Raw genomic sequence first — 16558 nt, 5'->3', positions numbered from 1 at the left:
GTCAGCCGACTTCGAGGGGGGCGAGCGCGGATACCAGGGCGTCGGTGGTGAGCACCGAGCCGCATCGCTTGGACGCGTACGTCAATGCCATCAGATGTTCTTCACGACTGAAATCCGCGGTCGCGTCGGAAACGAGGAAGGGTTGGACATCCGACATGAAAGCCTCGGCCGCGCTGAGCATGCACCCCATGTGCGTGTATACGCCGGTGACGATCAGCTGATCACGACCGTGGTGGCCCAGCAGCTGCCGGAGGTCGGTGCGCTGAAATGCCGAATACCGCCACTTCGTCACCTGGATGTCGCCGGCGCGTGGTGCCAGCGGTTCGATCACCTCGGTGTCGCGGCCCGACGAAAGTCCGGGGCCCCAGAAATCGGCGAGAATGCCACGTCGTGAGGGGTGCTGGTCGCCCGGTTGCATCGTGTAGACGACGGGAATCCCTGCGAGCGAGCAGGCTTCGCGGATGCGGATCATGTTGGCGAGCGCGGTCGACATCGGCTCCGAGTGCACGTCGTAGGCGTCGATGAAGTAGTTCTGCATGTCGTGGATGAGCAGTGCGGACCGTCGAGGGTCGAGACGCCAGGAGACTTTCGATTCGGGTACTTCGGAAACATCCGGAATCGGGTACGTCGCAATCGGCGGGATGGCCATGTATTCCCTCACTGTCGGTCGAGCCTTGGAAGAACCCCTCGAACATTCGGTTAGGCTAACCTTTGTTACATCGCTTGTGCAATCGGTACGTTCTGCGCTCGGGGAAGACCGGAGGAGGCGTCGCACAGTAAGGTGACACACCGGTGGGGGCCGGTCACGGGCCTCACGTGCCGGAGCCGCCGAGCCAGGAGAGACCGTTGACCAAGCTGCTGTTGTTGCTGCTGATCGTTGTCGTGATCGTCGGCATCGTGCTGATTCTGCGGAGCCGGACAGGCAAGAAGTCTGCGCCCCCAGCCCGCGTCGATCCGCTCGCCGACTACCCCGAGGTGTACGACCCGTACAAGATCGGTGTCGGCGACATCATCACGTACGCAGGCATCGACCACGTGGTGCGCGGCACGATCACCCTCGACGAAGAGGGATACATCTGGCACGAACACCTGCTCGACGGCTCGACCGGGCAGCGGTGGCTGACCGTCGAGAACGACGAGGGCAACCTCGAGATGACGCTGTGGATGCGGCGTGAAGGCACCGGACTCGAGCCGAACGGTGACGTTATCCTCGACGACCGGGTGCACCGGCAGATCGAGCGTGGTACTGCCTCGTTCACCGCGGAAGGCACTACCGGGACTGCGCCCAGCGGCATCGTCGACTACGCGGACTACGAGACCGCCGACAAGACCGGACTGCTGTCGTTCGAGCGCTGGGCTCGGACGCAGTCGTGGGAGGTATCCACAGGCCGAGCAGTCACCCGCAGTGAGCTCACCGTTATCCACTCGGGTCCACCGCAATGACGTTGCACATCCTGGACATCGAGTCACGGGATGTGACGGCCCGCGCACTCGGTCTCGTCGTGAACGCCGAAATCCCGGTTCCGTTGGCACAACTCACCGTCGTGAACGGCAACGACTCCGTCGTCCTCGGTGTGCTCGGTGCGTCACACGCGGTCAAAGCCTCTCTCGGCGGCCACCACATCACCGAGCAGGTGTCGTGTGATGCGGTGCGGGCCGGCGGGCAGCCGCTGCCCGTGTCCGAGAGGGCGAGTGGATACCACTTCACGTCCGACACCCGGACAGTCGACCGCGTCCACCTCGAAGAGACCGCCGACTGGCTGCGCCGTCAGGCCACCGAGGCGGACGGGTGGATCTGCGGATCGTTCCCCGGCGACCCCACCGCGTTGACGGCCCTGACCGCACAGTCCGGGCACGCGGGCGGGTGGGCCTGGCAGACCTGGCACCTGTATCCGGGCGAGAAGGACGGGGTAATCGTGGAGACGCGAAGCAGGTGGCAGCCATGACACGCAACGCCAGGCGGGCGCTGATCGCCCCGCTCCTACTCGTGATGCTGGCGCTCACCGCCTGCGGCGGCAACATCCGCGACTTCATCGGAGACACGTACACGCTTCAGAACACCTCCGGCGACGCCCGGACGTACACGTCCAAGGACCCCATCGGGACCACGGTGTCGAAAATCGTCAGCGAAGAAGCCCCGGCCGCCCGCAAAGCCGACGGTGGCAGCGAGTACCTGCGCTACGACGACGACATCGTCACCGTCAGCGGGGCTCCGGGCGGTGGCAGCCTCATCCGCGTCGAAGACATCGACGGCCGATACCGAAGCGGTGGATTCGCCTACCTGGGGCCCGGATTCAACCCCGGCTCACCGGCCGGCGGCGCGGGCGGCAGTGGCGGATCCGGCGATGCCAAATGACCATCGACCTACAACTCGGGAGTAGTGCGTGAACATCACCTATACGGCCGCAGCCACCGAAATCGGCACCGTCGACGCCGGGCTCCTCGTAGTCGGCATGCTCGGAACCCTGGCGTACTTCGTGGTCGGGATCGCCGTCCTCGGGGTCGGCTTCCTGGTTCTCGACCTGGCCACGCCCGGCAACCTTCGGCACCAGGTGTATATCGACAAGAACCCGAATGCGGCCATCCTGCTCGCGTCCAACCACCTTGCTCTCGCCGTCATCGTCGTCTCGGCCATCCTCACGAGCGACGACGGGTTCGCCCAGGGGCTCGCCGATTCCGCGGTCTACGGTCTGTTCGGAGTGCTCCTGCAGTTGATCGCGTTGCGTCTCATGAACCGCCTACTGCCGGGGCGGCTCGTCGAACTGGTCGGCAACCCGAAGATGTGTGGTGCCGCGTGGGCGGTCGGAACGTCGCTCTTCGCCATCGGGCTCGTCAACGCCGCCGCGCTCACCTGAACCGATGACAACGGCGGCGGCACAGTCCGAGGTGAAGCGGGCGCTCGACGGACGTTCCCGCGTCCTCCTGCTCGCGGCGGTCGCCGCCTGCGCCGCCTGCGGTTTGATCTACGAACTGGCATTGCTCACCCTCTCGATCAGCCTCACCGGCGGCGGCATCACCCAGACCTCCCTGATCGTTGCCGGATTCGTGGCCGCCCTGGGTGTGGGCGCTCTCGCAGCAAAACCACTGCTCTCCCACGCCGCCGTGTCGTTCGTCGCCGTGGAGATCGTGCTGGGCCTCGCCGGGGGATTCAGCGCAGTCACGCTGTATGTGACGTTCACGTTCTTCGGTTCCAGCGCAGTCGTTCTCGTCCTCGCCACAGCGCTCATCGGTGTTCTGGTGGGCGCCGAAGTACCCCTGTTGATGACTCTGCTGCAGTCGGGGCGGAGCGACAACGACGCCGAAACGACGGGCAAGGTGCTGGCCGACCTGAACGCTGCCGACTACGCGGGCGCACTCGTCGGTGGATTGCTGTGGCCGTTCGTCCTACTTCCGATCGCCGGCATGATTCGCGGCGCCGCCATCACCGGGATCATCAACCTCGTGGCGGCTGCGGTCGTGGCGCTGATCCTGTTGCGGTGGCAGCTGAGCGTGCGCACCCGACTGCTCGCGGTGGTGGCGCTGCTCGTGGCGGCCGCAAGTATCGCCGTGTTGCTGGTGCGCGCCGACAATATCGAAACCACATCACGGCAACGGCTGTACACCGACCCGGTGGTGGCCGCCGAACGGTCGCAGTACCAGGAAATCGTCATCACCGAACGCGGCGGGGACGTGCGTCTGTTCCTCGACGGCGACCTCCAGTTCTCGAGTGCCGACGAGCACCGCTACACCGAATCCCTCGTCTACCCGGCGATGGCCCGCAACCCGGAAAGGGTGCTGATCCTCGGCGGGGGTGACGGTCTCGCCGCCCGGGAAGTACTGCGGCTGAACGGCGTGCGAGAGATCGTGCAAGTAGAACTCGACCCCGCCGTGATCGAACTCGCCACCACCCGCCTCGCCGACCTCAACAAGGGTGCACTACAGGATCCTCGCGTGCACGTGGTGATCGACGACGCCTTCCGGTGGCTGCGGGATCCACCCGTCACCGGCTTCGACGCCGTCATCGTCGATCTTCCGGATCCCGACACCCCGGCGCTCGGACGCCTGTACTCCACCGAGTTCTACGGGCTCGCGGCCCGGGCGCTCGAACCCGGCGGTCTGATGGTCGTGCAAGCGGGAAGCCCCTATTCGACACCCGACGCGTTCTGGCGGACCACCTCCACAGTCGCGTCGGCGGGCCTGAGTGTCACGCCGTACCACGTACTGGTGCCCAGCTTCGGCGACTGGGGGTTCGTCCTCGCCTCCCCGGAGTCCGAGGCGCCGTCGCTACGCCTCCCGTCGGACGCGCCCGAGCTGCGATTCCTCGACGGCCCCACTCTCGCGGCGTCCGCGGTCTTTTCCCGCGACCGACCCCCGCGCGAACTCGAGCCCTCCACGCTTGACAGGCCGCGCATCGTCGATGACATGCGTAGGGGTTACCAGCGCTGAGCGCTGCGGCTCCGCCGCCTGTGAGTACTTCTTAACCACCGAGTGTTAATAAGTACTCACGGGGCGCAGTTAGTTCATAGATATACTAAAAGCGACAGTGGCGGGCAGTCGGCCCGCCACCCGGTCGCGATAGGGTTTCCTCATGAGCGATGACGCTGCGCCGGTGCCTGTCGAGGTGCCCGAGCGCCTCGACTTCTGGTCGTTCATCGAACTGGCCAATCGGCGTTTGAGCACCGAGTACGGATCGACGCACCAACTGGCGACGCAGGTTCTGCTCACGCTGAACCGGGCGTCCAATGTGGTGACCTACGACCTCGAGTCGTCGATCCACCGTCCGCGGGGGCTGTCGTGGTCGTCGTTCCGGCTGATGTTCGTCACCTGGCTGGCCGGGCCGATCGATGCGAAGAGTGCGGCCGAGCTCACCGGTATGAGTCGGGCTGCAGTCTCCAATCTCACGAAGTCGCTGGTCGGCGCCGGTCTGATGGAACGAACACCCGATGAGCGGGACGGCCGATCGGTGCAGCTGTCGCTCACCGAGCGCGGTCGCCGGGAGATCGGGGAGATCTATCGTGAGCAGAATGAGCGCGAACATGCGTGGGCGAGCGTGCTCACCGAACCTGAGCAGCGCATCCTCGTCATGCTGCTCGACAAGTTGATCACCAACCGTAGCCAGTTCGACGTTCGCGGACGCAACTAGATCCTTCCTGGTGTCGTTATCGGCCTGTGCTTGCCATCACGCACTCAAACTAGTTAATGTGTTTACTAAGCGACGACACATCGAGGAGGCCGGTCATGGCGTTCTATCGGCAGGCGGGCAACATCCCGCCGAAGCGGCACACGCAGCACCGTGACGAGGACGGTCAACTCTACTTCGAGGAGTTGATGGGCGAGGAGGGCTTCTCCTCCGATTCGTCGCTGCTGTATCACCGGCACATTCCCTCGGCGATCGTCGACGCCACGGTGTGGGAGCTGCCAGATCAGACCACGACGCCCAACCATCCGCTCTCGCCGAGGCACCTGAAGCTTCACGACCTCTTCCCGGAGTCGGTTTGGGCGGAAACCGACGTCGTAACCGGACGTCGGCTGATCCTCGGCAACGGTGACGTGCGCATCTCGTATGTCGTCGCCGGCAAGGAATCGCCGCTCTACCGCAACGCTCTCGGCGACGAGATGGTGTACGTCGAATCCGGCGCGGCCACAGTGGAAACCGTTTTCGGTGCGCTCGAGGCGAAGCAGGGCGACTACGTCCTGATCCCGATGTCGACCACCCATCGGTGGATTCCGACCGGTCCGGACCCGTTGCGCGCCTACGCAATCGAGGCCAACAGTCACATCGTCCCGCCGAAGCGGTACCTGTCTCGGTTCGGGCAGCTACTCGAGCACGCACCATATTGTGAACGCGACCTCCACGGTCCGGGGGAGACGTTGCAGGCCGAGGGCACCGACGTCGAGGTGTTCGTCAAGCACCGCACCTCGCACGGCATCGTCGGCACCCGGATGGTGTACGCCAACCACCCATTCGACGTGATCGGGTGGGACGGTTGCCTCTACCCGTATACCTTCAACATCTCCGACTACGAGCCCATCACCGGGCGCGTGCACCAGCCGCCGCCGGCGCATCAGGCGTTCGAGGGTAACAACTTCGTCATCTGTAACTTCGTGCCCCGCAAGGTCGACTACCACCCGTTGTCGATTCCGGTGCCGTACTACCACTCCAACGTGGACTCCGACGAAATCATGTTCTACTGCGGCGGCGACTACGAGGCCCGCAAGGGTTCCGGCATCGGACAGGGTTCCATCTCCGTCCATCCCGGAGGGCATGCCCACGGTCCGCAACCCGGTGCTTACGAACGCAGCATCGGGGCCGAGTTCTTCGACGAACTCGCGGTCATGGTCGACACCTTCCGGCCCCTCGAGCTCGGCGAAGGAGCGCTGGCGTGCGAGGACTCCGGCTACGCCTGGACCTGGGCGGGACGGGGGCCGGCGCAGTGATCGGAATTCCCGCGCTCTTCACTGGTCTGTGCGACGACGCCGCCCTGTTCCCCCCCGGCAATGCGCCCTTGCCCGATGCCATCCCCGCGCACACACGTCACCGGACGTCGTCGTACGCAGACCTGGTCGGACCGTTCGTCTTTCCGGCCTCTCGGGTGGACGAACTCACCCCGGCCGAGCTCGACGTGAGTCTTACTCTCCCGGGCGGCCCTGCCACTCTCGAGGCCGCGCTCACGCGCATTGCCGCGGTGGAGGGAGTCACCCCGGTTGCCCTCGAAATCGCGGTTCCGGCGGAGCAGTCGGCCGCGGACTTCATGACCGCAGTGCAGGCCCTCGAGACCTTGACGGCCGGACTCGATGTGTTCGTCGAGATTCCACGCGACGAGAGGCGTTCTGATGTGCTGGCCGCACTCGTGGGTACGTCGGTCTCGGCAAAGTTCCGTACAGGCGGTGTCGTTGCGGAGGCCTACCCGGACGAAGGTGAACTCGCGGCCGCCATCCACACCGTGGTCGCGACCGGGGTCCCTTTCAAAGCGACGGCCGGACTCCACCATGCCGTGCGGAACACGGATCCGGACACCGGGTTCGAGCAGCACGGCTTCCTCAACGTGCTGCTCGCCGCCCGGCACGCACTCGGCGGTGGCACCGTCACCCAACTCGCCGCGACACTCGCCGAACGCGACGGCGCACTTCTCGCGCAGGAGCTCGGTGACCTCTCCGACGACGTGGTCGAAGCCGTCCGCTCCTCGTTCCGTTCCTTCGGAACCTGCAGCGTCCTCGAGCCGCTCGAAGACCTCGTCGGGCTGCAGCTCGTTCCGTCATCCGTCCTCTCCACAGAACAGGGAACCTCCGCATGACCACGCTCGACATCCCCGACGATTCGCTTTTCGGGATCGACAACCTGCCGTACGGCGTGTTCTCGACCGCGGACTCGGCCCCACGGGTCGGAGTGCGGGTGGGGGATTCCGTCGTGGATCTCGCCGCCACACTCGGCGACGACGTCTTCGCGCAGCCGACCCTCAATGCCTTCATGGCGCAGGGCAGGGACCGGTGGGTGGAGGTCCGCCGGCAGATCACCGAACTGGTGCAGGGAGACGTCGACGCGGCTGCCGTGTTCGCGGTCGACGAGGTCACCATGCATCTGCCGGTGGATGTGGCGGACTACGTCGACTTCTACGCATCCGAAAACCATGCCACGAATCTCGGACGGCTGTTCCGGCCCGACTCCGAGCCGCTGATGCCCAACTGGAAGCATCTGCCGGTCGGGTACCACGGTCGGTCGAGCACCGTCGTCGTGTCGGGCACCGACGTCATCCGGCCGTGTGGGCAGCGCAAGGCCCCGGCGCAGGACGCCCCCGACTTCGGTCCGTCCCTCCGCCTCGATATCGAGGCGGAGATGGGCTTCCTCGTCGGCGTCCCGACGAAGCTGGGGGAGACCATCACACCGGATCAGTTCGCGGACCACGTGTTCGGCGCCGTGGTGGTCAACGACTGGTCGGCCCGCGACATCCAGGCGTGGGAGTACGTGCCACTCGGCCCGTTTCTCGGCAAGAGCTTCGCCACCTCCATCTCGCCGTGGGTGGTGCCGCTACTCGCCCTCGAGGCCGCTCGCATCGACACCCCGACCCAGGATCCGGAGCCGCTACCGTACCTGCGGGGCGAGGAGAAGTGGGGCCTCGACATCGATCTGACCGTCGAGTGGAACGGGCACGTGGTGTCGCGGCCGCCGTACGCGCAGATGTACTGGTCGCCTGCGCAGATGCTCGCACACACCACTGTCAACGGTGCCACCGCCAGTACCGGCGACCTGTTCGCGTCGGGCACCATCTCGGGTCCCGAGAAGAATCAGCGCGGTGCCTTCATCGAACTCACCTGGGGTGGCAAGGAACCGGTCCAGGTCGGCGACGAGACCCGTACCTTCCTCGAGGACGGCGACGATATCGTCATCTCCGCCACCGCGCCGGGCCCGAACGGCAGTCGCATCGGCTTCGGTGACGTCCGTGGTCGTATTCTGCCGGCAACACCACCTGTGAGTACTTGTTAACCGCGGACGGTTAACAAGTACTCACAGGTGGTAGGCAGTAGGCATGACCCAGAACTTCGTGGACACCACCGTCGAGCCGGACAACGGCGTCGCGTTCCTCACCCTGAATCGGCCCGAACAACGCAACCCGCTGTCGTCCGAGGCGATGCGGGAGGTCACCGCAGCGCTCCGGAAACTGGGCGGCGACGACACCACCCGCGTCGTCGTCATCAGGGCGGAAGGGCCGGTCTTCTCCGCGGGACACGACCTGAAGGAGATGATCGGTCGCACCCTGGAGGACGAGCAGGCCATCTTCGACACCTGCGTGGAAATGATGCAGACGGTTCAGGACATCCCGCAGCCGGTGATCGCGTCGGTGCAGGGCGCCGCTGTCGCGGCGGGCTGTCAGTTGGCCGCGTCGTGCGACCTCGTGGTGGCGTCGTCGGACGCAGTATTCGGGACTCCGGGTGTGAAGATCGGACTGTTCTGCTCGACTCCGATGGTGGCGCTCAGCCGCGCGATCGGGCGGAAGCGGGCGCTGCAGATGCTCCTCACCGGCGACACGATCGACGCGGCGACGGCCGCGGACTGGGGGCTGGTCAATATAGTTGTCCCCGCCGCGAAGCTCGCGGACGAGACCAATGCCCTCGCCAGGAAGATCACGAAGGCAAGTCCACTGACGGTGAAAATCGGCAAGCAGGCCTTCTATCAACAGATCGAATTGCCGCAGAACCAGGCGTACGAGGCCATGGCCGACACGATGGCGGCCAACGCCGTCACGTGTGACGCGCAGGAAGGCATGCAGGCGTTCGTCGAGAAGCGGGCCCCGCAGTGGCGGGGGAAGTAGGCGTCGGCATGGTGAAACCTCAGGCGGCATAGTTGGACGTCCTATAACCTTCGGGTATGAGTCTGGATCCGCATACCGATACCGTCGACGGAGTGCTCCGGCGCTCGGCAGCCAAGTTCCCCGACCGCACGGCTCTGCTCTTCGAGGAGCGCACGTGGACGTACCGCGAACTCGACGACGCGGTGAGCCGGGCCGCCGCGTACCTGCAGTCCCTCGGGCTTCGGACGGGGGAACGCGTCGCCGCGTACGGCACCAATTCGGATGCCTACGTCATCGGGTTCCTTGCCTGTGCGCGTGCCGGTCTGGTGCACGTACCCGTCAACTACGCATTGAAGGGTGATGAGCTGACCTACCTGGTGTCGCAGTCCGGCAGCAGTGCGGCACTGGTCGACCCGGCGCTTGCGGGAACACTCGACTCCGTCCGCGATGGGCTCGACCTGCGCCATGTCGTACCCCTGCGCGACGCCGAGGGTTCCCTGCTGTCGCACAGCAGTTCCGGTGACGTACCCGTCCTCGCGGAGCCGGTCGCCTCTACCGACCTGGCCCAATTGCTGTACACGTCGGGCACGACATCGAAGCCGAAGGGCGCCATGATGACTCATGGTGGTCTCGTGTGCGAGTACGTGTCTTCCGTGATCGCGCTCGCGCTGAACGACGGCGACAACCCGTTGATCTGCATGCCGCTCTATCACTCGGCGGGCATGCACGTCTTCATGTTGCCCTACCTGTCGGTGGGAGCTTCGGTGAATCTCATGCAGGCTCCGGACATCCCGGAGATTCTGCGGCGAATCGAGGACGATCGCATCGGATCGCTGTTTCTCGCCCCGACGGTGTGGGTGCCGCTCGCCGGACATCCGGATCTGGAGACACGCGACCTGTCCTCGCTGAAGAAGGCACAGTACGGCGCGTCGATCATGCCGGTGACGGTGCTGAACCGGCTGCGTGAACGCTACCCCGACCTCGGTTTCTACAACTGTTTCGGGCAGTCCGAGATCGGTCCGCTGGCCACGGTGCTGCAACCGGAGGAGCACGAGGATCGGCCGTCGTCGTGTGGCAAGGCAGTGTTCTTCGTCGAGACGCGGGTGGTGGATCCGGACGGCAATGACGTCCCGGACGGCACCCCCGGTGAGGTCCTCTACCGTTCACCCCAGCTGTGTCTGGGGTACTGGGACAACCCCGATGCCACGGCAGAAGCCTTCCGTGACGGCTGGTTTCACTCGGGCGACCTGGTCACGCGCGACGCGGACGGTTATATCACCGTGGTCGACCGTATCAAGGACGTCATCAACACCGGCGGCATTCTCGTGGCCTCGCGGGAGGTCGAGGACGCCGTCTACACGCATCCGGACGTCGCCGAGGTGGCCGTCATCGGGACGCCGGACGACAAATGGATCGAGGCGATCACCGCGGTGGTGGTGCTGCGGGAGAACGCGACCGGAGTGACACCCGACGGGCTCATCGCGCACGTCAAGGAGCGCATCGCGCCGTTCAAGGTGCCGAAGCAGGTGGTCTTCGTCGACGAACTGCCCCGCAATCAAAGCGGCAAGTTGCTCAAACGGGAACTGAGAGTGACGCTCTGATCACCGCCTGGTCGACGCCCTCTCGACGAGTTCGACGGGAAGTTGCACCGACTCCACGTCGTGACCGGCGATCAGCGACAGCAGGTGACGCACGCCTGTCGCTCCGATGAGACGGGCCGGTGATCGCACCGTCGTCAGCGGCACCGGTAGCTGGGCGACCACCGGAATGTCGTTGTAGCCGACCAGTGCGAGGTCGTCCGGTATGCGCAGACCGAGGTCGCGGGCGACACCCAGAACACCGATGGCGATGGTGTCGCTGACAGTGAAAATCGCGTCGGGACGTGCGTCGCGGTCGAGCAGGATGCCGGCGGCTTCGACGCCACCCGACACGTCGAAGTCCGAGCGGACGAGGCGGTCCGGGGGCAGTGCGATCCCGTCTTCGGCCAGCGCGTCGCGGAATCCGGCCACCCGGCCGCGGGAGGTGCTGGCGTGTTCGGGCCCCGCGATGACGGCGACGTCGGTGAAACCCCGATCGAGGAGGTGCCGGCCGGCGAGGTATCCGCCCCGGTGGTCGTCACCGGACACGAACGGCAGGCCGACGTCGGCATGCCGGTTGAGTTGGAGCATCGGCAGCGCACCCACCGACAGTGATTCGACGAACTCCTGTCCGGGGCTGTGCAGGCTGCTGAGCAGCAGCCCGTCCACCTGCCTGCTGACGAGGAACTCGATGGCTTTGCGCTGGGCGTCGAGATCGTCCGGCGGGCTGGACAACAGGACCGAATATCCTGCGGCCGTGGCAGTCTCCTCGATGCCCTGGAACATGGTCGCGACCACGCCGTCGGTGAGCCGCGGCATGACGACACCGAGGGTGGTGGTCTTGCGCGTCCGCAGGCTGGCCGCCCACAGATTCGGCTGGTAGCCGAGTTCGACCGCCACCTCGCGGACCCGTATCGCGGCCTCCGACCAGCCGTCCGCGGGTTCGGGCTGCCTGAGCACGCGAGACGCCGTCGACACGTGGACCCCGGCGCGTTCCGCGATCTCTCGGAGGGTCGGCGGACGCCCGGAGGTGCGTGTCGGGCGGTCCGGCAAGTTCACAGGCAATCCTCGCGCTCGGGGGTGGGGGGTACGGCCTGCCGCGTGGTTGACGGCAATCGGAAACGCGCCCTAGTCTACGTGACGAAATCGTTCGTGCAATCGTTCTTGCGAACGTTTGCACACCAGCCCCACCGGCCCCGTGGAGGAACCATGTCCGACCCACAGTCCCTGTCCCAGCTCTTCGCTCTCGACGCCCTCCTCGACGCCGAGGAGATCGCGATCCGCGACACCGTGCGCCGCTTCGCCGACGAGCGCATCCGCCCCCACATTGGGGAGTGGTTCGAGGCCGCGGCGCTGCCGGTGCGCGAGCTGGCAGAAGGCCTCGGTGAGCTCGGTGTGCTGGGTATGCACCTCGAGGGGTACGGCTGCGCCGGTATGAGCGCCTCCGCCTACGGTCTGGCCTGCCTCGAACTCGAGGCCGTCGACTCCGGAATCCGGAGCCTGGTATCGGTGCAGGGCTCGCTGGCGATGTACGCGATTCACCGCTACGGCAGCGAGGACCAGAAGCAGGAGTGGCTGCCCCGTATGGCCGTCGGCCAGGCGATCGGCTGCTTCGGCCTCACCGAGCCCGACTTCGGCTCCAACCCCGCCGGGATGCGCACCAATGCCAAGCGGGACGGTGAGGACTGGATTCTCAATGGCACGAAGATGTGGATCACCAACGGGTCCGTCGCGGACGTCGCGGTCGTGTGGGCGCGCACCGACGACGGCATTCGCGGATTCGTCGTGCCCACCGACACCCCCGGCTTCTCGGCGCCGGAGATCAAGCACAAGATGTCGCTGCGGGCGTCCGTCACCTCGGAACTCGTGCTCGAGGACGTCCGGCTGCCCGCTTCCGCAATGCTGCCGGAGGCCAAGGGGCTGTCCGGTCCGCTCGGCTGCCTCAACGAGGCCCGATTCGGCATCATCTTCGGTGCGATGGGTGCCGCCCGCGACTGCCTCGAGACCGCCATCTCCTACGCCCAGGACCGTCAGGTGTTCGACAAGTCGTTGGCCGCCTATCAGATCACTCAGGTGAAGATCGCGGACATGGCGCTCGAGGTCGGCAAGGGTCACCTGCTCGCTTACCATCTCGGACGTCTCAAGGACCGCGGCGAGGTCCGGCCCGAACAGGTGAGCACCGGCAAGCTGAACAACGTCCGCGAGGCCATCGCCATCGCCCGCGAATGCCGTACCATTCTCGGTGCCAATGGAATCACGTTGGAGTACCCCGTCATTCGGCACGCCAACAACCTCGAGTCCGTACTCACCTACGAGGGCACGTCCGAGGTGCACCAACTCACCATCGGCAAGGCGTTGACGGGCGAGGCCGCGTTCAGGTGAGCGGGTCGCTCGAGTCGGGTCGGCGTGCTTCGCTCGACGGTCTGCTGATCGCCGATTTCGGCCGGGTGCTGGCCGGACCGTATGCCACGATGCTCCTCGCCGATCTCGGCGCCGAGGTGGTGAAGGTCGAGCGTGCGGGCGTCGGGGACGACACCCGGCAGTGGGGACCGCCGTGGGTGGGCGAGGAGTCGACCTACTTCCAATCGGTGAACCGCAATAAACAGTCCGTCGCCTGGGACTTGCGCAGCCCCACCGACCTTCAGCAGGCGCGGGAACTCGTCGCCCGGGCGGATGTCGTGGTGGAAAACTTCCTGCCCGGCACCATGGACCGGCTCGGTCTCGGCTACGACGCGGTGCGGGATTCCAATCCCGACGTCGTCTACTGCTCGGTGACGGGGTTCGGTGGACACAACAACCTGCCCGGCTACGACCTGCTCATCCAGGCCGTCGGCGGGTTGATGAGCATCACCGGTCCCGAACCCGGCGTCCCGACCAAGGTCGGGGTTGCCGTCGTCGACGTCATCACCGGGCTGCACGCCGCGGTCGGGATCCTGGCTGCGTTGCGTCACCGTGACCGGACCGGCGAGGGACAGCGGGTCGAGGTGAACCTGCTGTCGTCGTTGCTGTCCGCCCTCGTGAACCAGACGTCCGGGTATGTGGGCGCGGGTGTCGTTCCGCAGGCCATGGGCAACCGGCATCCCAGCATCGCGCCGTACGAGGTCTTCGACACCGGAGACCGCCCGCTCGTGCTCGCGGTGGGCAATGATCGCCAATTCACCTCTCTGGTGAAGGTTCTCGGAGTTCCGCACCTCGCCGACGACGAGCGGTACGCCACCAACACGCAACGGGTGGCGCACCGCGGGGAATTGGTCCGGGACCTCACCGAAGCGCTGTCCGCAGGGTCGGCAGATGAATGGTTCGAGAAGCTGGCCGCGCAGGGTGTCCCGTGCGGGCCGCTCAATGACATCGCCGATGCCGTCGCGCTGGCCGAGCGTCTCGGGCTGAATCCGGTGGTCGAGATCGACGATCCACGCCGGGACTCACCCGTGCGGCAGGTGGCGAACCCGATCCGGCTCAGTGCCACCCCGGCGAGGTACCGCAGCGCGCCGCCGCTGCTGGGCGAGGACACCCCAGCTGTGAGTACTTCTTAACCCCCCGCGGTTAAGAAGTACTCACAGGGGGACTTTCCTAAGAGAGTGTTAGGAACCCCCGCGGACCCTTCCGAATGTCTGTGACCTGCCCCACTGTGGTGGGAACGGAGAGATTCAGGACATCGGAAGGAGTCCACGTGAGCACCGCACAGACTGGTGAGCGCCGAGTGATCGGCAACGTCTTGAAAGGTTCGGTCGGCAATCTGATCGAGTGGTACGACTGGTACGTCTACGCGGCGTTCAGCGTGTACTTCGCGAAGGAGTTCTTCCCCGAGGGCGACACCACGGCCCAGTTGCTCTCGACAGCAGCTGTTTTCGCGGTCGGATTCCTGATGCGGCCGATCGGCGGCTGGGTCATGGGGCGGTACGCCGACCGGCACGGCCGCCGCTCGGCGCTCACCTTGTCGGTGACCGTGATGGCGGCGGGCTCGCTCGTCATCGCGCTCACGCCGTCGTACGACAGCGTCGGACTGGTGGCTCCGGTGCTCCTCGTGCTCGCCCGCATGCTCCAGGGACTGTCGGTCGGCGGTGAATACGCCACCAGCGCCACGTACCTCGCCGAGGTCGCCTCACCGGGTCGGCGCGGGTTCTATTCGAGCTTCCAGTACGTGACCCTCGTCGCCGGGCAGCTGTTCGCGCTGGGTGTGCAGATTATCCTGCAACTGCTGTTGCCTGCCGAGGCCATGCAGTCGTGGGGCTGGCGAATTCCGTTCGTCATCGGTGCGGCAGGTGCCGTCGCGGTGATGTGGCTGCGTCGCACGATGGACGAGTCCGAGGCTTTCACCGACGAGGTGGAGTCGAAGCGTGACACAGACACCCCGGACGACGGGCCGAAGGAAGGTTCGCTCCGGATGCTGCTGCAGTACCCACGCGAGTGCCTGCTGGTGTGTGCCCTCACACTCGGTGGCTGTGTGGCGTTCTACACGTACACCACGTACATGCAGAAGTTCATGATCAACACCTCCGGCATCTCCAAGGACACGGTCGCGTGGATCAACTTTGCGGCTCTGTTGGTCTTCATCGTGTTGCAGCCGCTCGGCGGAGCCCTGTCGGACCGCATCGGCCGGCGCAAGCTGCTCATCTTCTTCGGTGTCGGTGGAACCCTGCTGACGGTCCCGCTCATGACCGTGCTGGGTAGCACGTCGAATCCGCTGGTTGCCTTCGGGCTGATGATGCTGGGCCTCACCGTCGTCACCGGATACACGTCGGTCAACGCGATCGTGAAGACCGAGCTGTTCCCGACCAAGGTCCGCGCGCTCGGAGTCGGACTGCCGTACGCCCTCACGCTGGCGATTTTCGGCGGCACGGTCGAGACCGTCGCCCTCGCCCTGAAACGGGCCGGTCACGAATCGCTCTTCTTCTACTATGTGACCGGATGCATCGCGATCTCGCTCGTCGTCTACGTCTTCATGCGGGAGACGTCGGAAGGTTCGCCGCTCGACCGGGCGAGCAGCCGGGCCGACAGCCCGGACGACGATGTCGAGCTGGTCGACTCGCGGAGCTGATCGAAGGGAACGGAAAGTGCAGATCGCGGTGGTCGAGGACGACGACGGAGTCGGCGACGCACTCGTGGATGCGCTGGCGAACCACGGCCACGACACGGTGCGCATGCGACGCGGCTCCGACCTCCTCCTCGGCCATCGCGGTATGGACGCGGTGATTCTCGATCTCGGTCTCCCCGATGCGGACGGCCTGCAGGTGCTTCGGCAGCTGCGGGCCGTCAGCGACGTTCCGGTCGTCATCCTCACCGCCCGCGACGACGAGCGTTCGGTGGTCCGCGGGTTGCGCGGCGGGGCGGACGACTACCTCGTCAAACCGGCGCGGCTCGCGGAGTTGCTGGCCAGGCTCGACGTGGTGACCCAGCGCCGCCGAGCCGCCGAACGGCCGGCCTCGCAGCAGATCACCGAAGGCGACGTGGTGGTCGACCTGGCGGCACGCGAAGTGGAGGTCGCAGGCGAACCGATCGCGCTGACGACCAAGGAGTTCGAGCTTCTCGAGGTCCTCGTCGCCCGGCCCGGCGCCGCGGTGAGCCGCCAGCAGCTGATGGACGCAGTGTGGGGCGACGCCTATGTGGCGATCTCACGCACCCTGGACGTGCACATGACCGGACTGCGAGCGAAACTGGCTCGGCCAGGCCTCATTTCGACCATCCGCGGGTACGGTTACCGCTGGGGCAACTGAC

General features: G+C 65.9%; 17 protein-coding genes. 15 read left to right on the top strand and 2 right to left on the bottom strand.

Features of this window, described 5'->3' with window-relative positions; all coding sequences use genetic code 11:
- Window position 1: 1 nt before the first annotated feature.
- Window positions 2-649 carry an isochorismatase family protein gene (locus CBI38_RS26915; protein WP_109333727.1) on the bottom strand — a complete coding sequence of 216 codons (648 nt, stop codon included), beginning with the start codon at window positions 647-649 and terminating at the stop codon, window positions 2-4.
- Between the two features lie 197 nt (window positions 650-846).
- Here CBI38_RS26915 and CBI38_RS26910 point away from each other — a divergent pair, with 197 nt between their 5' ends.
- The 11 genes from CBI38_RS26910 (at window position 847) to CBI38_RS26860 (ending at window position 10867) form a co-directional block, all read left to right on the top strand.
- Complete coding sequence (locus CBI38_RS26910) at window positions 847-1443, top strand: DUF4178 domain-containing protein (protein ID WP_109333725.1); 597 nt, start codon at window positions 847-849, stop codon at window positions 1441-1443.
- On the top strand, window positions 1440-1946 hold the full coding sequence (locus CBI38_RS26905) for a DUF2617 family protein (RefSeq protein ID WP_109333723.1): 507 nt from the start codon (window positions 1440-1442) through the stop codon (window positions 1944-1946). Before CBI38_RS26910 ends, CBI38_RS26905 begins: the two co-directional genes overlap by 4 nt.
- Complete coding sequence (locus CBI38_RS26900) at window positions 1943-2356, top strand: DUF4247 domain-containing protein (RefSeq protein ID WP_204164829.1); 414 nt, start codon at window positions 1943-1945, stop codon at window positions 2354-2356. The genes CBI38_RS26905 and CBI38_RS26900 overlap by 4 nt, the downstream gene beginning before the upstream one ends.
- 28 nt (window positions 2357-2384) lie before the next feature.
- Entirely contained in the window at window positions 2385-2855 is a 471-nt protein-coding gene (locus CBI38_RS26895) for a DUF350 domain-containing protein (RefSeq protein WP_109333719.1), read from the top strand.
- A gap of 4 nt (window positions 2856-2859) precedes the next feature.
- Entirely contained in the window at window positions 2860-4425 is a 1566-nt protein-coding gene (locus CBI38_RS26890; RefSeq protein WP_109333717.1) for a polyamine aminopropyltransferase, read from the top strand.
- Between the two features lie 142 nt (window positions 4426-4567).
- Entirely contained in the window at window positions 4568-5122 is a 555-nt protein-coding gene (locus tag CBI38_RS26885; protein ID WP_109333715.1) for a MarR family winged helix-turn-helix transcriptional regulator, read from the top strand.
- A 95-nt stretch (window positions 5123-5217) separates the two neighbouring features.
- Window positions 5218-6417: a homogentisate 1,2-dioxygenase gene (locus tag CBI38_RS26880; RefSeq protein ID WP_109333713.1), complete on the top strand. Its 1200-nt coding sequence runs from the start codon at window positions 5218-5220 to the stop codon at window positions 6415-6417.
- A complete protein-coding gene (locus CBI38_RS26875; RefSeq protein ID WP_109335391.1) occupies window positions 6384-7274 on the top strand; it encodes a hypothetical protein in 891 nt (296 codons plus the stop codon). Before CBI38_RS26880 ends, CBI38_RS26875 begins: the two co-directional genes overlap by 34 nt.
- Complete coding sequence (gene fahA / locus CBI38_RS26870) at window positions 7271-8461, top strand: fumarylacetoacetase (RefSeq protein WP_109333711.1); 1191 nt, start codon at window positions 7271-7273, stop codon at window positions 8459-8461. Before CBI38_RS26875 ends, fahA begins: the two co-directional genes overlap by 4 nt.
- 43 nt (window positions 8462-8504) lie before the next feature.
- Complete coding sequence (locus CBI38_RS26865) at window positions 8505-9287, top strand: enoyl-CoA hydratase (RefSeq protein ID WP_109333709.1); 783 nt, start codon at window positions 8505-8507, stop codon at window positions 9285-9287.
- 56 nt (window positions 9288-9343) lie between these two features.
- Entirely contained in the window at window positions 9344-10867 is a 1524-nt protein-coding gene (locus tag CBI38_RS26860) for an acyl-CoA synthetase (RefSeq protein WP_109333708.1), read from the top strand.
- Here the strand turns inward: CBI38_RS26860 and CBI38_RS26855 are convergent, their stop codons facing one another.
- The gene (locus CBI38_RS26855) at window positions 10868-11902 is read right to left on the bottom strand and encodes a LacI family DNA-binding transcriptional regulator (RefSeq protein WP_109333706.1); all 1035 of its coding nucleotides are present in this window, start codon (window positions 11900-11902) and stop codon (window positions 10868-10870) included.
- A gap of 150 nt (window positions 11903-12052) precedes the next feature.
- Between CBI38_RS26855 and CBI38_RS26850 the strand changes: the two genes are divergently transcribed.
- The 4 genes from CBI38_RS26850 to CBI38_RS26835 all read left to right on the top strand — a co-directional run bounded on the left by CBI38_RS26850 (window position 12053) and on the right by CBI38_RS26835 (window position 16557).
- Window positions 12053-13225 (top strand): acyl-CoA dehydrogenase family protein, encoded by a 1173-nt coding sequence (locus tag CBI38_RS26850; RefSeq protein WP_109333704.1) that lies wholly within the window; start codon window positions 12053-12055, stop codon window positions 13223-13225.
- Window positions 13222-14376 carry a CaiB/BaiF CoA transferase family protein gene (locus CBI38_RS26845; RefSeq protein WP_109333702.1) on the top strand — a complete coding sequence of 385 codons (1155 nt, stop codon included), beginning with the start codon at window positions 13222-13224 and terminating at the stop codon, window positions 14374-14376. Before CBI38_RS26850 ends, CBI38_RS26845 begins: the two co-directional genes overlap by 4 nt.
- A gap of 137 nt (window positions 14377-14513) precedes the next feature.
- Entirely contained in the window at window positions 14514-15881 is a 1368-nt protein-coding gene (locus CBI38_RS26840) for an MFS transporter (protein ID WP_109333700.1), read from the top strand.
- A gap of 16 nt (window positions 15882-15897) precedes the next feature.
- The gene (locus tag CBI38_RS26835; RefSeq protein WP_109333698.1) at window positions 15898-16557 is read left to right on the top strand and encodes a response regulator transcription factor; all 660 of its coding nucleotides are present in this window, start codon (window positions 15898-15900) and stop codon (window positions 16555-16557) included.
- Window position 16558 lies beyond the last annotated feature (1 nt).

This window comes from Rhodococcus oxybenzonivorans (genome assembly GCF_003130705.1).
GTDB classification, from domain to species: domain Bacteria; phylum Actinomycetota; class Actinomycetes; order Mycobacteriales; family Mycobacteriaceae; genus Rhodococcus_F; species Rhodococcus_F oxybenzonivorans.
This window is presented reverse-complemented; position numbering and strand designations above follow the sequence as displayed.

Excerpts from the sequence above, each read along its gene's own strand:
- CBI38_RS26890 (WP_109333717.1), top strand. The coding sequence starts at position 2,860 with ATGACAACGGCGGCGGCACAGTCCGAGGTGAAGCGGGCGCTCGACGGA.
- CBI38_RS26860 (WP_109333708.1), top strand. The coding sequence starts at position 9,344 with ATGAGTCTGGATCCGCATACCGATACCGTCGACGGAGTGCTCCGGCGC.
- CBI38_RS26880 (WP_109333713.1), top strand. The coding sequence starts at position 5,218 with ATGGCGTTCTATCGGCAGGCGGGCAACATCCCGCCGAAGCGGCACACG.
- CBI38_RS26915 (WP_109333727.1), bottom strand. The coding sequence starts at position 649 with ATGGCCATCCCGCCGATTGCGACGTACCCGATTCCGGATGTTTCCGAA.
- CBI38_RS26850 (WP_109333704.1), top strand. The coding sequence starts at position 12,053 with ATGTCCGACCCACAGTCCCTGTCCCAGCTCTTCGCTCTCGACGCCCTC.
- fahA (WP_109333711.1), top strand. The coding sequence starts at position 7,271 with ATGACCACGCTCGACATCCCCGACGATTCGCTTTTCGGGATCGACAAC.
- CBI38_RS26900 (WP_204164829.1), top strand. The coding sequence starts at position 1,943 with ATGACACGCAACGCCAGGCGGGCGCTGATCGCCCCGCTCCTACTCGTG.
- CBI38_RS26905 (WP_109333723.1), top strand. The coding sequence starts at position 1,440 with ATGACGTTGCACATCCTGGACATCGAGTCACGGGATGTGACGGCCCGC.
- CBI38_RS26885 (WP_109333715.1), top strand. The coding sequence starts at position 4,568 with ATGAGCGATGACGCTGCGCCGGTGCCTGTCGAGGTGCCCGAGCGCCTC.
- CBI38_RS26865 (WP_109333709.1), top strand. The coding sequence starts at position 8,505 with ATGACCCAGAACTTCGTGGACACCACCGTCGAGCCGGACAACGGCGTC.